Here is a 17,908-nt window from a genome sequence, read left to right on the forward strand (position 1 = left end):
CAAGTCCTCGGGAAATACTGCTTCACCTTAAATTCAAGAGAGAATGTGTGGTATGGGGTCTCTCAAGCCATTATTACTAAGGTAAAGGATAAGGTTATTACATCGTTAAGTATACAGTATGAACCTGACTGTCATCCCTGAGTAGAATGACCGGTTCCTCTAAAAGCACATCGTCACAGGTAATCCGTTCAGCCCCGGTCATCTTCCCTTGAGGATTCTCAACGACAATTTCATATCGTGATGAACAGTACGTGTAGGTTAAACGGAAGCCTTTCCAATGGCTGGGTATACACGGTTTAAGAATTAACCTGTCCCCTAGTCGCTTAAAACCCAATATCCCTTCAAGCCCAGCCTGATATAACCACCCTGCCGCTCCAGTATACCAGCTCCAGCCGCCGCGGCCGACATGGGGGTGAATGGCATAAACATCCGCAGCGACAACATATGGCTCAACTTTATAGCGATTGGCCTCATGTTCCGTTCGGGCATGATTGACGGGGTTTAACATGTGAAACAATTCCATGGCTTTATCCCCTTCCCCCAGAGTTGTGTAGGCCAATACGGCCCAAATCGCCCCATGAGTATATTGTCCGCCATTTTCCCGAACTCCCGGCACATAGCCTTTAATATAACCAGGATCAGGCAAAGACTTGTCAAAAGGCGGTGTCAACAGCAGAAGAATTCCTTCGTCTTTACGCCACAAATAATGTTCCAACGCCAACATCGCATCTAAAGCACGACTAGGTTTAGCTGCACCTGAAATTACCGACCAAGACTGAGCTATAGCATCAATCTGACATTCTGTATTTCGAGTTGACCCCAAGGGAGTGCCATCATCAAAATAAGCACGACGATACCAGCCGCCATCCCAACCATGTTTTTCTAAAGATTGTTGAAGCTCTTCGGCAATCCTGCGATAGTCCTCTCCCCGTTCCTTATCTTGACGCACCAAACAAATATTTAAGAAACTCTGTAAGGTTAAATACAAAAACCATCCTAACCAAACACTTTCTCCGCTACCCTTGGGACCGATTTGACTAAATCCATCATTCCAGTCTCCGGAACCAATCAGCGGCAAGCCATGTTCACCAAAACGCATGCCCCGTTCAAGGGCTCGCAGACAATGTTCGTAGACAGTCCCAGTCTCAGCGGAAACGTTAGGAACTGAATAACGTTCATCTTCCCCTTCTTTCAACGGTTCATCCTCAAGAAAAGACGTGACTTCTTCCAGCACCCCGATATCTCCGGTACGTTCAATATAATGAGCAGTCACGAAAGGAAGCCACAGCAAATCATCCGCAAACCTTGTTCGTATACCCTTACTTTTTCCTTCATGCCACCAATGCTGCACATCACCTTCTCGAAATTGGTGGGCACAATGAAGAATAATTTGCCGCCGAGTTATCTCGGGGGACGTGTAAACCAGCGCCATAACATCCTGAAGTTGATCTCTAAAGCCATAGGCTCCTCCAGACTGATAAAATGCCGATCTCGCCCATATCCGACAAACCATGGTTTGATAAAGCAGCCAGCGATTTAAGAGCAAATTCATGGATGTATCAGGTGTTTCAACTTGAATTTTACCCAGTAAGCCATCCCAAAAGCTTTTGACATGTTCCAGTTCTTCGTTCACCTGATTTGGGTTTCTATACTTCTCGCGAATTTCTTCGGCCTCTTCTCGATTCTGAGTATCCCCTAATAAAAAGGTCACTGTTTTTTCTTCTCCCGGCGCAAGCGATAGGTTAATTTGCATTGCTGTACAAGGGTCAAGACCTGCACCTACAGAATCCGAGAATCTTTCCGTCTTTAAGCCCATGGGATCTGCCAGGCTTCCGTTTCGCCCGATAAATTCCGATCGATCCCCTGTATAACTATCAATGTCTCCGCCAATTGCTGTCAGAAACCCTTGCCTTCCGGCAAATTCTTCTTGATAGGTGTTCCGAACTAAGAAAAGCTGTTTCTCCTTATCAAATTCCGACACCAAATAAGGGGCAGTCTGTTCCCGGGCTACTCCCAAGACCCATTCAGCATAATAGACCAGACTTAAATGTATCGTCTGTTCCGACATGTTGCTCAGCATTAATTCAGTGATTTTTACAGGTTCCTCAACAGGCACGAAGAGTCTCAATGTTTGTTTTACGCCATGACTGCAGTGTTCAAAGACAGAATATCCCTGTCCATGGCGAATTGTATAAGCTCCTTTCTCCCGCCTCGGTCTGGCAGTCACGGACCAGAATTCACCTGTCTCCACATTCTTTAAGTAAAGCACTTCCCCGGGAGGATCAAGAACCGGGTCATTGGACCAAGGAGTCAGTTTATACTCTCTGCTGTTCATTGACCAGGAATAACCCGCACCTGCCTCGGAGACTTGAAAGCCAAACCTTGAGTTGGCAATAACGTTAATCCAAGGAAGCGGGGTATTCCTGCCTTCCTGAAGTTGGATTATATATTCTTTTCCATCGTCACTAAAGCCTCCATATCCATTCGGGAATGTTAAGGAACTTAAGATCTCGTCAATAGATTCAGAGGGTTTATTTTCTGGAGAAGCTTCCAAGTAGACCTTATCTGCTGCGCTGGGACTATGAGTATCGGCATCGATCCCTTCCTCAGTAATTAGTTTGCTCTTCTTACGAACTTGAAGTGTGCAAGACCCACCTTCTCCATTAAACATTATTCTTGCTACGGTATAAAGCAATCTTAAATCATCAGAGTGAACATGGCCTTTTTGTAGGATAAAAACACCACCCGGTTGATTTAAACGATCCCGAGCATGTCCCATCGAAACTAAATCCCGCAAATTATCCTGAAAAGCCTGGACATAACCGCTCTCGTCCTCGTTGAGAATTACTAAATCAGCATATAACCCTTTTAGACTCCAGTATTCATGGATCGTGAGCAAGCGGCGGACTAAATCCAGATGTTCTTCGCAATCGACTCGAACGAGTACAATTGGCAAATCGCCGGAAATGGCATAGGACCATAAAGCGGACTGCCCTTTACAATTCTTTTCAATGTATTCCGCCACATCTCTGCGACACGGGCTGAGATAGAACAGGTGCCCTCCAAGACTGAGTGCCTCATTGGCCTGCCCGGCCGTCAAATTCAGATGACGAAGTTCCATATTGCAATGCGTCCAAGCCAATTCAAAAGCTCTATTCACCGAGAGCGGATCGCGGTATTTTTCAGAAATGCGAACTATTTCCTCTTGATTATCAGCATAACCCACTGAAAAAGAGACCTTAGCTGTCTGCCCCGGACCAATTCTGACTCGCTGACGCAGGCTCATAATCGGATCAAGAACTGCACCAACGGTGTTCGACAAGGGATGATTGGCATCTACGGCTTGCGGCTTGGCAAGGCTTCTCCCCCTTCCGACAAATCGTGCTCGGTCTGTCTCATATTGCAGGGTTCCTACCTTGTCCCCTTCTGTCGCCACAGTATGCATCAACCATAAACGCCGCTGATTTTCTTTACGAGGACGCCGTGACGCAAAAAGCACTTCATTCTGATAATCCGTTTGGATAAATAAATTACCAAAGGCAGGATGGGCTAAATCATCATTTGCCCTTGCTAAAACGACTTCAAAATAACTGGTGATCTCCACAACACGCTCAAATTTGCTATGATTCGTAAGGGAAATACGTCTTATTTCCGTTTGGTCCTCAGGCGAAACAACGATTTCCGTTTTAGTCGTAAGGTTGCCGTCCTGGCGACGAAATTCTACGCGGTCCGGAGCAAAAGTTACTTTGTAGTCCTCCCCGCCAAAACCACAAGGCTGAAAAGCCGCTGACCAAACATCGCCGGAATTTAAATTTTGAATATAAAAATACATACCCCAAGCATCACGGGTTACATCTTCACGCCAACGTGAAATGCTGATTTCACGGAATCGGCTGAATCCAGCTCCTGAATTTGTTAACATCACTGAATATTGTCCATTTGAAATACAATGAGTAACGGGAATGGGGCTCATGGCAGTATTCAGGAAAATAGAATGGTTTTTTTCCGGAAGGGTATTTTTGCTGTATCGTTCCGCAACAACCTGTTCACTCTCCGGCTGAGATACCAGAGATACTGCTGAAGGCAGCCTTTCTTGAAGAAGAAGCTCCGAGGCTTGAATAAAAGGCTCCTTATGCAATCGATTTTGCATCCTGTTATCAAACAAAACATTATCTAGAGCCAGAAAGCTCATTCCCTGATGGTGAGCCATGAAACTCTTAATTAACTTATGAGATCCTCCCACAGGAATGCGATCCGCTGTATAATCAGCAGCTTCATAAAGACCGTATCGGCCGCTGAAACCCTGATGATCCATACTGGAGATATTAGATAATGCTTCCCGCGGAGCAACCATAAGTGCCAAAAAACTGGCATAAGGTGCAATTACTAAATCTTGAATTAATCCTCGTTTCAGACCCAATCCCGGAACCCCGAAGGCTTTATATTGATAGTTTAGCTGGGGATCGAAGGCGTAGAAGCCCGATTCAGAAATTCCCCAAGGCAAATTATGTTCAGCAGCATACTTGCGTTGAACTTCAACTACTGAATTATAGGTTTCATCCAATAACGTCCCTTCATAATTCCTCATGACCAATAGAGGCATTAAAAACTCAAACATTGTACCGCTCCAAGAAACGAGGCTGCGTTTTCTCTGAGCCAAAGTTAAGGTACGGCCAAGTCTAAACCAATGACTATGAGACACATCCCCTTTGGCGATGGCAATAAAACTTGCCTGGCGAGCCTCAGAGGCCAATAAATCATAATAGGACTTATCAAGCATACTGTCCCCAACCCGATAGCCAATGGAGAAAAGTTGACGTTTCTCATCGAATAAGGGACGAAAATCTGTAGCCAAAACCATCTCTTCGAGCTCATGCTGTAATTCTCTGGACTTAAGTAACAATTGCTGAGCTTTCTTTAAGGCAGGTTTGATCTTTTCTCCAAATTCTGCAGAAAACGTTCCCTGTTCTAAGCCCTGGGAATAGTACAATGCAAGACGCTCTAAAGGAGCAAACTGAAGTTCATCGGCAACCTGTTGATCAATTTGGTTTTTGAGTGCTGGATCTTTGGCCCAAGGGAAAAAGTCTTGAATCTCCTGCTCAAAGGAACCAATCATTTTCTGTAGTTGTTTATACCAATATCTTCCTTCCTCAGACCATTCCTGATCCGAGGGAACATTAGGCCAAGACAATAACAGCTGTCGCCAGCTTTCCAGACTCCAGCTCTGATCAGAGGTCTCCAGAAACTTATTAAGACTCCTTTCAAATTCGGAAAAATCGTTAAATACCTCTTCGCTGACTGCCTGCTTAAAAAGGATTAACGTATCTTGCAAGGCAGAAAGATAACCCAAATTGAGAAGTGGACTTTCCAGCGATTCGCTAATTCCAGATTTCAACGTCACCAAATACATTGCAAAATTACCGCTATCCACAGTGGATATATATCGTGGCTCCAAAGGTTCCAAACTTAACGTATCATACCAATTGTAAAGATGCCCTTGCCAATGTCCGAGCTCCTTAATCGTCTGCAGTGTACTTTCAATTCTGTTAATGGCCGTCGATAAGGAAATATAACCAAAGTCTCTTGCTGCCAAATTTGCTAGCAAGGCTAAACCAATATTCGTAGGCGATGTTCGATGAGCAATTCCATTGGGCGGATCAATTTGGACATTGTCAGGAGGCAGCCAATGCTCAGCATCACTCACAAACTCATCAAAAAAGGCCCAAATTTTCCTGGCCCAGAGACGTAACGACTGCTGTTCGGAAGCAGAAAGCAATGCCTCCTTATGTCGTTTCGGCAGGCTCACCCGATAGGAACACCAAATGGAAAGAAGCCATAAAATCACTAAGGGAGTAACCCCAATCAGCTTAGCCGGAAACAGAAACCCTATCAGAAAAAAAACAAGGACACAATAGACGATGACAGGCCGCATTGCTCCTAAATTCGCTTTAAAACTCAGGTCGATTCGTTTTTCCGTATCAGCTGCCGTCTCCCATTCCAGCATATTGCGGTGAGAAATAAGCTGCCGGTATAAGCTTCTGAAAATGGCATCAAGCATGATGTAGGATTGATAGGGCAGAAGCAAAAATTGTAGAGCAAATTGTTCGGCAAGGGTTAAGAAATCCTGAGCAACGTTAGTTTCTTCTCTTCCCTGGCATAAAAGCATATTGAAGATGCACAAGATCATGGGCCAGAGAATACCTAGTGCGGCCAGTCCGGCCCATACCCAAGGACTCCCGGGAAGAATCATGAATCCTAAGGTCAATAGCAATAATTGGGCTGTACTTTCCAAACTTCTTCTTAAGTTATCAAAGATCTTCCATTTAGAGATAAAGGGCAGAGGTTTAAAAAGCCAAGGAATAAGCTGCCAGTCTCCTCTCACCCAGCGATGTTGACGGCGCAGAAAAGCCCGATAGGTCGAAGGATAACCATCAATTAATTCAACATCTGTGACAAGGCCCGCTCGGGCATAAATCCCTTCGATGAGATCGTGACTGAGAATAGTGTTTTCTGGAAAGGTCTTTTGGGTTACTTGTTGAAATACATCAACATCGTAAATTCCTTTTCCCGTAAATATCCCTTCGTTAAATAGATCCTGATAAAGATCCGAGATGGCGTTTGTATACGGATCTACTCCAACTCTACCCGAATAGATGCGGGAAAATTCGGTGGCACCGGCACTCAAAATGGAAACTCCTACCCGGGGCTGTAGTATTCCGTAACCTTGGACGACTCTGGTTTTATCCTCATTTAACTGTGGAGAATGCAGCGGATGGGCAAGAGTTCCAATTAGCTTTTTAGCTGTTCCTTGAGGTAATTGAGTATCGGCATCAAGGGTAATTACATAGCGGATACTCGGAAGGGTCGCTAAGTTTCCAATCTGGATATCATAGCTTGTCTCCCCAGCTTGACGCAGCAAAGCATTAAACTCTAAAAGCTTTCCACGTTTGCGCTCCCAACCCATCCAGACTCCTTCAGCAGAATTGTATAAACGGTGCCGATGTAATAAATAAAATCGGTCTTGTTGATACTTTTGATTGAGATTTTCTATTTCCTCTTTCGCAGCGACGATAATTTCCTCATCATCCGGGATCGTCTGGGAGGGGGCATCTGCAAAATCTCCCAGCAAGGCAAAATATAAGTTATCATCTCTGTTGGCCAGAAAATAGACTTCCATTTCAGCGATGAGTTCCTTGACTCGGTCCACACTCGTTAGTAGAGTGGGAACGACAACCATTGTCCTAAATTCATCGGGAATCCCCTCTCGCAGCTCCAATTTCGGTAAAAAAGTAGGTGTAAACAGTTTGCAGACTAACCAGTTAAGGGTAGGTATAATTAAACCGCTGGCCCAGATAAGGAGCGTTAAAATTAAGACGATATAGCCAAGAGAGGGTGGCATGCTGCGGGCGTACGATAAAACCCAAAGTGTCAGCAAACAAATCCCAAGAATCAGGCCGCCAAAGTAATATGTTAAAGGCTTTTTTTCAACAGCTTGACGAAATTTAGAGAGAGCGCTGAAATTCGAGCCAAAGTCCTGTTTTAGCTCCTGTTCTAAACTGCTTCGGCCCAGGCCCAGCAAATCAAACCCTATATGGGAGGCCTGTGTATCCCCTTCGGCTTGTGCCTTTTCTGCCCTGGCAAGCACCTTTCGTGCTACAACAAGTTCCGAGGTTTTAAAATTTTTAGCGATCATTTCCACTTCATGACGATAGGCATCCCGAGAGTCGAAATCCATTTGTCCATAAATATGGCTAGGATCTTTTTCAAAAACACTCTCGACTAGACTGACTTCTTCGAAAAACCGTGGCCAATTTTCCGCGGCAATAAAATGCATACTCGTAATGGCATGCCCCATTGATACTTGATACATTGTCTGTCGTTGACGTTCAAGTTTTGCTAATTCCTCAATGGTCGTATCCTGTTTGGCAACGGCCCGATCAATCCAGTGCAGTAAAGGGGCTCCATCCACACCGTGTTCGCGCATCCGTCTTAAAATTTGTTCGGCATAAGCTGAAGAATATTCTTCCTCCATACTTAAAGTTTTCAGCACTTCATCCCAGTTTGTTTTATCATGTTCGGTTTCTAAAAGAGGCAGAAGCCATTGGTCAGCCCGTTCCCTTTCAGTTTGGGTGAATATAATAAGCTCCGCTAATCTCCTAATATTCTCGAGAATTACAATTCTTAGCATTGTGGGGATTGCCCATAATTCACCGCTTGTTAAAGGGATTTGAACCTGATAAGCATTGATAAACGCTTTTAAAGTGTCGCGTTGTAATTGACTGTCTGTATGCTCGATTAGTTCGACTAGCAAAGCATACACTCTGGGATATCCCATAAAGTCACCGCTGGAAATCCGGGGCAACTGCCGTTCAAATTTCAAAGGAAGACTTTTAGGGATCTCCTCTTTCAATCCTCTGAGACTATAATAATTGTCTAATAACCATTCCGTTGCCGGGATGGTATCTTTTGTTCGAGTAGCATAATCCGTAATTTCATGATAAGCCCGTTCTAAGAACTTAATATTTTGTCTGACCCTTGGCAAGAGAGTTCGCTTCGGATAATGAGCACTCTGATTCGCGGTGAAACGGGCAATTTCTTCCGCATGCTTCAACAAATCTTCTCCGTGAAGGGCAATGTCCTTATATGGTTTTTCTTTAATCATTGACCGTGCGAAAAACTTCATTGTTCGTCTCCGTTTGTCATTTTTTGAGCATCATTATTGCATTATTCCCAATCTCTCCCACTTCATTCATAAAAACAAACACCCTAGCCATTTTTCACAGCTAGGGTGCCGAAATTATTTATTAACTTAACTGTTAAGTATTAACCGAACCGCTCTAGAAATTCATCCATAGTAATAAGTACCTGTCTGGGTTTACTTCCTTCATAAGCTCCCACAACTCCCTGATCTTCAAGCATATCCATCAAGCGCGCGGCCCTGGTATATCCGAGTTTTAAGCGTCGTTGTAAGAAAGAGGTCGATGCGATACCGCTTTTAAGACAAAGTTTTCCTGCTTCAAAAAATAGCGCATCATCAGGACCATTACCTTCATCATTCTTTTCCGGAGTTTCTGCAAACAACCGTTCCGGATCAAGATATTCGGGTTTGCCAAGGTTCTTCCAATGGGCAATGATCTTTTGCACTTCTTCATCGGTCACTAAACAGCCTTGTACGCGCAACGCCTTATTAACCCCTAAGGGAGAATAAAGCATATCCCCTTTGCCCAAAAGCTTTTCGGCTCCAGTAGCATCAAGAATCGTGCGTGAATCGATTTGAGACGATACCGCGAAGGAAATTCGGCTGGGAATATTGGCCTTAATGACCCCTGTTATCACGTCAACAGATGGCCGCTGAGTTGCAATTACAAGATGAATACCTGCTGCCCTTGCCATTTGGGCTAAACGGCAGATGGCCTCCTCAACTTCACCGGGAGCTACCAGCATGAGATCTGCCAATTCATCAATGATTACCACGATGTAAGGCAGCTTTATGGACGAATCAACTTCGGACTTAAGTTTATTATAGCGGACAACGTCTCGAACTCCCGCAGCAGCAAAAAGTTCATACCTATTCTCCATTTCTTTAACGATCCATTTAAGAGCACTAGCTGCCTTCTTAGGATCAACAACTACGGGGGCAAGAAGATGAGGAATACCATTATATTGACTCAGCTCAACCATTTTAGGATCAACGAGTAAGAATTTCACTTCGGCCGGCGTTGCATTAAATAAGATTGAATTTATGATTGAAGTAATACAAACACTCTTCCCAGAACCAGTAGCTCCAGCCACCAAAAGATGGGGCATTTTAATTAAATCTGCGACGATGGGCTGATCTGCTATATCTTTTCCTAAGGCTACTTTAAGTTTCGAAGAATAGTCACGAAAACTGGGGGTCTCCAGCACTTCTCGAAAAGGGACCGAACGCGCCTGTTTATTGGGAACTTCGATGCCAATAGCAGCCTTTCCTGGAATAGGAGCCTCAATACGCACATCACGAGCCGCCAGCCCCAAAGCAATATCATCTGCCAGATTGACAATCTTACTAATTTTCACTCCCGGAGCTGGTGCTAATTCGTAACGAGTGATCACAGGTCCACTGGTAACACGAATTACTTTTGCTTTAACTCCGAAATCCAAAAGCACTTTTTCTAACAACCTGGAAGTCTCGGGGTCTTGGACAGGAGAATGCAAGGCAACGGGGTCAAGCAAGGAAAAGTCAGGAGATTCCCAAAGAGGGTGATTTTGAGGTTTATCCTCGAGATTATGTTCATGAACGTCTTCATGAATGTCTTCATGAATATTTTCTGGAACATTTTCTGGAATGTCATCAAAAGTAATGGGAACATGAGTTATAGGAGAAGGTTCCAAAGCAGATTCTAGAATTTGATCTGTCGTTATTTCTGATACTGATCTTGGATCCGATATAGGTTCCTGGATTAATTCAGCAACAAATTTCATTTTAGATTCTGTATTAAATCCCGGCTTCTTCTCCCCTCCATCAGAATCAAGAACTATGTGCGGATCACTGATCCTTTCGTCTTTTAAACTGCATTCCTTTACAGCCGTAACAGTATTAATCGTATGGTTGATCTGCAAATCAGGCTTATTCTCAGGTTTAAGGTCTACATCTTGAGGATCTGTACAACATTGTTGATCTGATGATACCTTAAAGTTCTCTTCCAAATCCCTTTGAGTTGGATTGTTATCGATTTTAAACTGCGCTAAAAACTCTGCTTGATCTGCTTGAGATTTAAAGATAGATTTAGCCTGACAGGGGTTCTCCTTCAAATTTTCCTGTACCACTGGCCGATTACTCTCTGACTTAGGAAGTGCGTTCTTCGGGGTCTCTTCATGGTCTACGTCTTCAAAATACGTTTCGATTCCCCTTAATAGAGTCAATTTCGGCGTCTTTTTCAGCAGAAATGACTCACCGGCTGCAAAATATGATGGAAAGTCTTCGCCCAATTCATTCATTTCCAGCGCTTGTTCCTGATCAACATCTTTAATTTCGACCCATTCCGGCGAGGAAAAGTAATGATTAAAGCCATGCAAATTAACAAGTTTTCCACCGGGCAAAGGTATTCCCTCTTCATTCGGTTTGGGACTTGTTAACCAAGACTTCGTGGGCTTCACCTCAGTTTGCCTTTTGCGCTGTGCTTTGGCGACTGCTTTAGAATGAACATTCCTTGTGGTCGTTTGAGATTGAGATTTGAATTGAGACCGCGATCGAAACGACTGGACTTTATCCGAATAAATCCATAAAACAATAGCAATAACCAAAAATAGGAAAAGTCCAATCCAAGCAAAATGAGCTCCAAAAATTGCTGAAATCCCCGAAAAAATCGGTCGTCCCATGAAAAATCCCCGACCGCCCATAAGACCCAATAGAGAAAACAGGAACAATAAAATACTTATTATTTTTAAAGAAATTATTTTTAAATCATACATATCTAAATTCTTTCTACTACCTCGCACCTCTTCACCCCCATGCTATACTCATTATGGTTGATAAGCTATGGGAATGTCAAAAGGTTTTTTTCGTTCTATCTCATTAGTAACTTAAAAGTACGCCTTCTTGATTAGGAAAATGATTAAAAATCTCATAGGATATTTCACCGTTTTCATTCAGGTAAACATTGCCGGTATAGAGAAAATCACCTTTCGTCCAATACCGCAGATCGACAAATTCCACCAGACATTCTCCTGAATCCGAGTCATGAGCCATCACATGATAATAAGGGGTAAATTGACAAAACATTTCCGCTAGATTTCCCTCAAGAGCATTAGAAACTGAAGGATTGTCTTTATCAAATTTCGGTAAAACTCTGCAAATTGAAGGAATCTGATTCCGAACAATACCAAACCGCACCGAATCTCCCTGGAAAAGAATAAAATTCCAGGCAAAAGGATGATACATGGCCGGAAGGACTTTAACTTCAGCACGAGATTTAATTGAATACACTTCCATAAGTTTATTACGTGTTTTCAAACGGCCAATTTGACGGTAGCCTAAATATAATAAACTGAAAAATATAGCAATTGAAGCAGAAGGTCTGGAAAAATCAGCAGAACGCAGCGAGACCATAAAAGATCCCAGAAACAAGCATGATATGATGGGATCGGTAAGCATTATCATATCGACTGTGATTTTCTTACGCGAAAACGGCCATAACAATTCTGCTCCAAAAGAATTTAATAAGTCCAAAATACTATGTGATAATGTTCCGATAAGTGTCCATAAAACCACAGTCCACCAAGACGTTGTAGGATAAATTAAATATAAGGTTGTTCCGAGTCCCAAAGACATACCGGTTAAGGCCATTAAAGAATGACTAGCACCCCGATGGTTCATCAAATAGTTTAAACGACCTTTGAGATGAGCTAAAATATCGAGATCAGGAAGCATAGCGCCCAGAGTACAGCCCAAAAATACTGGATCATTTAATTGCATCGTATGACCTGAGAAAGCACTTAAGGCAATTCCGACGAGTCCATGAGTTATAGGATCCATTATTGCCCTCCTTCACATTTTTGTCACGACCCTAACAGTTTTTATTATAGCATAAAGTTGTTGAAGCAACCCGAATTTCATACTCTGAAATGCATTTCCTGATTTTTCATCTTATTACATATAACTAGAAAACTCCGCATAACCATGCGGAGTAATCCATGACACCGATAGCAAGGGATCTAAACCTTAGTCAATTACCCTTTGCTGGAATGTGCGGCAACTTTTATTGAATTATTGACAGTATGAATCTCGGGGATGCTTTTAATCATTTCTTCAGGCAGATCACGTTCCTCTTCGGTGTAAACTTCTCCAGTCAGAAAAGCAATACCATTCTGTACAAAAGCTCGAACTTGGCCTGAATTTAAACCATGCTGTCCCAACTTTGATACCAGCTGCTCCGTCAGCCACAAGTCATCACCCTGCGACCGATGGCGAGTCATTATCTCACTGACAACAGCCTTCACACCGGGAACTTGATATGCAGTTTCAACGGCCCATTCCATCTCTTCCTGTGTATCTACAAGACCGCTTAACGTTATCAAGCCATTACGCGCACCCGTTTGAATTTCATGTGCATTAACCCAAGGTGATGCAACCAAAGCATTTTCCACGCGATTTACTAAAGTCGCGTCGTCAACGGCTTTCTCCAAAAATTGAATTTCGCTGCGAATTTCTTTTACTCCGCGTACCTGAGAGGCAAGGCGCTTGGCTAACCGTTCAGTGCTTTGGGTCTCAACATGTCCGAGCAAGGTAACAATTCCGCGACTAACCCGACACCCCAAATGAGTTATATCCTCAAAATTAGAGTTCTTAAACCGTTCAACAATTCCCTCTTCTATATCCTTATCCAGGATAATTCCGTCATTAGAAACGGTCAGAGAGTTATCTAATTCACGAACACCATCGATGCGGCCCACACGACTCCCGAAAAAATCCTTTTCCGCTAAACTATCAACCATTCCCCAGATTATTGCCCTGTCTCCTTTGACCTCTACGTGAATCCCCTGCCCGCTTTCTCCGAAATGTGTATGAATAAGTTTTTTGATATCCCGAAGAATATCTTTTTCGGATCGTGAATTATGCATAAAATCTCCCTCCAACATGAAGCTGTGTTTTCATACTCAGAGGGTATTTTATCCCAAGACTTCCTCTTTTAATCTACCCTATTTCAGCAGGCTTTAATTTTGTCAGATTCGCTGCCACTTCTTCCAAAAGATGCAATTGTTCTCTTAAACCCAACACTATGAGAAGATCACCTTCTATGATTTCCTCTTGAGCACTAGGATTACTGATAACACGATCATTACGCAAAATTGCTAAGATCATAGCACCAGTTTGCTGCTTAATCCCGCTTGTAGACAAGGTTCTTCCGATCAGGCAAGACCCTTGATCAACTTTAAGTTCCATAATTTCCATCCCAATATTTTGATCATGAATACAGGTTTCAAGATACTCAATACTAACAGGTTTCAAAATTGACATAGCCATTCTCCAGCCGCCTAATATGGCTGGAGAAATCACCTTGTCAGCTCCGGCACGCAACAATTTATTCTCGGATTCTAACCGATCCATGCGGGCAACCACCTGAATATTCGGGTTTAGCCCTTTTGCTGTCAGGGTTACAAACACGTTTAGGGAATCTTCAGGAAGTGCCGTAATTAACCCCTTTGCTCGCTCAATTCCAGCCTTTTTTAATACCTCATCTTCAGTCGCATCATTATTAAGGACTAGATATCCTTCCCCAATATACTCATGGGCCAAGTCCTCTTGTTGTTCAATGACGACACAAGGATGGCCTTCTTTCCGGAGACGGTAAAGCACTTGTTTTCCAACGCGTCCACCTCCACAGACAATAATGTGGTTTTGAAGTTCAGCGATTTTCTTATTCATCTTTCTTCTCCCATACGCCCCTGCTAATTGACCTTCGATTAAAAACGCCATCATTATTCCAACAAAATAGAGCATTACTCCGGCTCCGCCAATCATGAGGATAATGATAAAAACATGGCCGGAATCCGATTTAACTTCAATATCCCCATAACCCACCGTCGTAATGGTCTCGACCGTAAAATAAAAGGCTTGGGCCAAAGTGAGGTGTTCCGTCGTCATTAACCCAATTGTTCCGAAAAACAGCGTAAACAAAAGGGCTAAAAAGGCTAGTCCAATGCGCCTGCCCAACAAATCACTTCTTTCTTTACAAACCTCTGACTTTAAGTCAGTAGGTTTCGCAGCTTATAAACTCCTTCAAGGGGAACATCCATCTGACCCATTTGGATCCGACTAAAAGGCCCATGATAGTCGCTTCCACCCGTGGCCAAAAGGGCAAATTGAGCAGCAACCTTAGTGTAATACGAGATTAAGCTCTGTTGTTGTTCCCAATAGCCATAATACACTTCAAGCCCAATCGGTCGATAGGCCAGGAGATCAAAGACCATATCCGGTTCATGCAATAAACCGGGATGGGCCACAACAGGGAAACCTCCGGAATTAAAAATCAAATCAACAGCATCTTCAAATCTATGTTTTAGATAGGGAAGATAGGCGATTCCACCGGGGCGAAAATATGTGGCGATATCTTGCCAGCTTTTTGGATTTGAACTGCTATATCGATGATGTATGGCCCTCATAATATGGCCCTTACTTACGGCTCCAACCGAACCAACCTGGCGCTCAACATCCTTCCACTCAATGGAAAGCCCCCCTTTCTGAAGACATTTAACCATATCGTAGGCCAGAGATGTGCGCTGTTTTCGAATCTCAGTTAAACGTGTTTGCAATAATGAATTGTGAATATCTTTAAAGTAGCCTAGTAGATGAACTTCCTCCCCCTGAAAATTTGTTAATAACTCAACGCCGGGAATAATTTCAATATTTAGGTATTTGGCCAATTCTTCTGCTCTTGTGATACCTTCAGTGCTTTCATGATCTGTGATAGCAAGTATTTTAACATCATTTGAATGGGCGAGATTTAAGACCTCCTCGACAGTCTGCGAACCGTCTGATTCTTGAGTATGAACGTGTAAATCAATCCTCAAGATACCCACTCCCTCCCATTGACTTATTTTATAATGCCTATTCTGGTTTTTCTTGAAAAATCCTGCCGCCTTTATTATATTTCATTTAATTTAGTTCCATAATCATAGTTGACACATATCTTATTTTAAGCTATAATTCAATTCGTCGCCAAACCTAAAGGGGATTAGTTTAATGGTAGAACAGCGGTCTCCAAAACCGTCAGTGCGAGTTCGACTCTTGCATCCCCTGCCAATCACGTTTAAAACGCAGACTGCATAAGGGTTTCGTACATTCTTCGTGAATGTTACGAGACTCTTTTTGATTTGTCTGATTATTTAAGACCGTTGATGTGGTTTGCTCCTAATCTAAATATTAGAAAGTAAGGAATACCAATGGTTAGACAACGATTAACAGTTAATTTGATCTTTCGATGTCACGCTCATGTGTTTTTCGCCTCATTTTCGCTAAATATTTACAGGAATATTCCTTTTTTGCGTCGAAGTTGGTAGTTGTTTAGACATACCAATCAATACAGGAAAGGAGATGAAATCAATGAGTAATCCTTTGATAGGCGGCAATCTGTCCGATCCAATCGAGCAAGATAAAAAAGGAAAACATGTTTATAAACAGGATTGTCATAATATCAATATCTGCAAATCCTATGGGGAAATCAGCTTTGCATGTTTAGCAGGGGCTAACGCGAATACTAGGTGCTCATTAGGGGAAAAGATGCGGATAAGAGTATTGAATGACTCTAACCCAAACGCTACTTACAAACCCGAGAAACCAGATTAAGCCGTAAATCTAGACTGCATGATAATAAGTTCAGCACTTTTCAATAGCGAGATTGCTTCGTTGACGGTAAGTTGTTCTTGGCAGAGAACGCTTACAAATTTGAAGTGATCTCTTCTTTTATCTTGTTTATATCCTGCAGAATCCTCATACGGTTTTCATAAACTATCATGGAGTCTAGCTCTCAAAAAACCGAAATGCCTTCGAAAAATCAGACCTTTTCAGATCCCAGTAGCTCAGTACGCCGAATTGACGCTTTAAGGCCGAATAGATTTTGGAAAATAATGAGCGAATCGAGGCCAAGTTGTTGACTCCGTTAGTAATTTGTTGTCTCCCCAGTGAATCGGTGACCTCGATTAAATCTAGCTCATCCTCTTCAAGTCGTTTTATGGCATCAGTAGGATTTGAAATTTCAAGTATGTTGCAAACATCAGCTGCGCAAAAATATAGTTCGCCATTTTTAATAAACATTCTGAGTTGTTTACTCTCGTAAGAAAATTGAGTTGGTAACATATACCCCCCAAATATCTTTTTTACAATATTTAGCTAATATAATTTAGCTAACCCTTTTCCCTGTGTTTTTACCAAACCTCCTTACATACCCGACATTAATTTGCTTGGGTTTATTCTTCGGACCAGTCCCAATTTTATCTTAAGCTCTCTTTACTTTTGCCCATCAACCCTTGATTTCAAAACTTTGTAGTATTCATTCAAAACAACATCAAGCATCTGGCTTGCCGTAACAACTTCCTGATCGGTAAGTCCTTTCCCTTCTTTAAGTTTTACCATGCTACGCCGCAGTTCTTCGATCTGCTTCATAATTTCTTCAAGTTCGCGCAAACTTTTACCTCCCATTTATATTTTTATGGGAATAGTATGTACAAAAACAAAAAAATCCACCTCGCCACGGATGAGTAATTCATGCTGGGATATAGCATACGAATAACTAAGATATTCTAATGCAGTGTTCTCTAGATCTGTTACATCTTTCGCCAAAACTCCTTAAAATCACACTTTAGGGCCAACCTTCATAGTATAGATTAGAAAACAACATTATCAATATCTCTCTTTATTAATTCTTATAGGCCTTAATGGCCAAATATTTTAAGAGGAGAGATTAATTTATGGCTGGACTTGGTTTTCCCGGTGTACCATTTGGAGTGCCGCCTTTTGGACGCCCACCTATTGCAAGAATACTTTTTGACACTCTTCCAATTGGAGCACGTGTTGTCCTTGGAACTGACTCAAGCGAATGGGTTGGAAACTTTGGTGGAGTAATTGATGGTGTTGTATTTTTGACTAATGCTCGTTTATTCTCAAATATAGGAAACCCTATCGATGGCATACAGCCTGTAGTTCGAATCCCCATAATAAATGTTACTTTTGTTAGCTATTAAACAAGTTGGCCCTCGATAGACTCGAGGGCCTTTACATCTTCCACAGCATCCAATTGTCGAGCATAATCTCACCCACCACAGACATGTTTGTGGTGTATAGGATTCATCGACCTTTTGAAAGCTAGTCCCTTCTTATTGAGCATAATGAATCAAATGTGCAAGAAAAGACCTGCTTGATTTTTATATCAAG

10 protein-coding genes and 1 tRNA gene are annotated in these 17,908 nt (G+C 42.5%); 3 read left to right on the forward strand and 8 right to left on the reverse strand.

Features of this window, described 5'->3' with window-relative positions; all coding sequences use genetic code 11:
• Positions 1 to 97 precede the first annotated feature (97 nt).
• From ACPUYX_RS12365 to ACPUYX_RS12390, 6 genes are all read right to left on the reverse strand, one after another.
• Complete coding sequence (locus tag ACPUYX_RS12365) at positions 98 to 8,683, reverse strand: GH36-type glycosyl hydrolase domain-containing protein (RefSeq protein WP_426379963.1); 8,586 nt, start codon at positions 8,681 to 8,683, stop codon at positions 98 to 100.
• Positions 8,684 to 8,823: 140 nt separating this feature from the next.
• Entirely contained in the window at positions 8,824 to 11,478 is a 2,655-nt protein-coding gene (locus ACPUYX_RS12370; RefSeq protein WP_426379964.1) for a DNA translocase FtsK, read from the reverse strand.
• Positions 11,479 to 11,554: 76 nt separating this feature from the next.
• The gene (locus ACPUYX_RS12375) at positions 11,555 to 12,514 is read right to left on the reverse strand and encodes a metal-dependent hydrolase (protein WP_426379965.1); all 960 of its coding nucleotides are present in this window, start codon (positions 12,512 to 12,514) and stop codon (positions 11,555 to 11,557) included.
• Between the two features lie 194 nt (positions 12,515 to 12,708).
• Positions 12,709 to 13,599, reverse strand: a complete 891-nt coding sequence (locus ACPUYX_RS12380) for a BON domain-containing protein (protein ID WP_426379966.1) — start codon at positions 13,597 to 13,599, stop codon at positions 12,709 to 12,711.
• Between the two features lie 73 nt (positions 13,600 to 13,672).
• Positions 13,673 to 14,692 carry a potassium channel family protein gene (locus ACPUYX_RS12385; protein WP_426379967.1) on the reverse strand — a complete coding sequence of 340 codons (1,020 nt, stop codon included), beginning with the start codon at positions 14,690 to 14,692 and terminating at the stop codon, positions 13,673 to 13,675.
• Positions 14,693 to 14,724: 32 nt separating this feature from the next.
• A complete protein-coding gene (locus ACPUYX_RS12390) occupies positions 14,725 to 15,549 on the reverse strand; it encodes a PHP domain-containing protein (RefSeq protein ID WP_426379968.1) in 825 nt (274 codons plus the stop codon).
• A gap of 158 nt (positions 15,550 to 15,707) precedes the next feature.
• On the opposite strand from ACPUYX_RS12390, the gene ACPUYX_RS12395 reads away from it, so the two are divergent.
• Positions 15,708 to 15,781 (forward strand) — tRNA-Trp (locus tag ACPUYX_RS12395).
• Positions 15,782 to 16,081: 300 nt separating this feature from the next.
• Positions 16,082 to 16,324: a hypothetical protein gene (locus ACPUYX_RS12400; RefSeq protein WP_426379969.1), complete on the forward strand. Its 243-nt coding sequence runs from the start codon at positions 16,082 to 16,084 to the stop codon at positions 16,322 to 16,324.
• A 174-nt stretch (positions 16,325 to 16,498) separates the two neighbouring features.
• On the opposite strand, the gene ACPUYX_RS12405 is transcribed toward ACPUYX_RS12400, so the two are convergent.
• Both ACPUYX_RS12405 and ACPUYX_RS12410 read right to left on the reverse strand, forming a co-directional pair.
• Entirely contained in the window at positions 16,499 to 16,834 is a 336-nt protein-coding gene (locus tag ACPUYX_RS12405) for a BRO family protein (RefSeq protein WP_426379970.1), read from the reverse strand.
• A 150-nt stretch (positions 16,835 to 16,984) separates the two neighbouring features.
• Entirely contained in the window at positions 16,985 to 17,161 is a 177-nt protein-coding gene (locus tag ACPUYX_RS12410) for an aspartyl-phosphate phosphatase Spo0E family protein (protein WP_088227764.1), read from the reverse strand.
• 284 nt (positions 17,162 to 17,445) lie between these two features.
• Here ACPUYX_RS12410 and ACPUYX_RS12415 point away from each other — a divergent pair, with 284 nt between their 5' ends.
• Positions 17,446 to 17,718, forward strand: coding sequence for a hypothetical protein (locus ACPUYX_RS12415; protein WP_426379971.1), 273 nt, complete (start codon positions 17,446 to 17,448; stop codon positions 17,716 to 17,718).
• The last annotated feature ends 190 nt before the right edge of the window (positions 17,719 to 17,908 follow it).

Source organism: Desulfosporosinus sp. SYSU MS00001, from assembly GCF_049943955.1.
Taxonomy (GTDB): Bacteria; Bacillota; Desulfitobacteriia; order Desulfitobacteriales; family Desulfitobacteriaceae; genus Desulfosporosinus.

Bases quoted from the DNA above. Each gene is read 5' to 3' on its own strand.
- ACPUYX_RS12400 (WP_426379969.1), top strand. From the start codon at position 16,082: ATGAGTAATCCTTTGATAGGCGGCAATCTGTCCGATCCAATCGAGCAA.
- ACPUYX_RS12380 (WP_426379966.1), bottom strand. From the start codon at position 13,599: ATGCATAATTCACGATCCGAAAAAGATATTCTTCGGGATATCAAAAAA.
- ACPUYX_RS12405 (WP_426379970.1), bottom strand. From the start codon at position 16,834: ATGTTACCAACTCAATTTTCTTACGAGAGTAAACAACTCAGAATGTTT.
- ACPUYX_RS12375 (WP_426379965.1), bottom strand. From the start codon at position 12,514: ATGGATCCTATAACTCATGGACTCGTCGGAATTGCCTTAAGTGCTTTC.
- ACPUYX_RS12365 (WP_426379963.1), bottom strand. From the start codon at position 8,683: ATGAAGTTTTTCGCACGGTCAATGATTAAAGAAAAACCATATAAGGAC.
- ACPUYX_RS12415 (WP_426379971.1), top strand. From the start codon at position 17,446: ATGGCTGGACTTGGTTTTCCCGGTGTACCATTTGGAGTGCCGCCTTTT.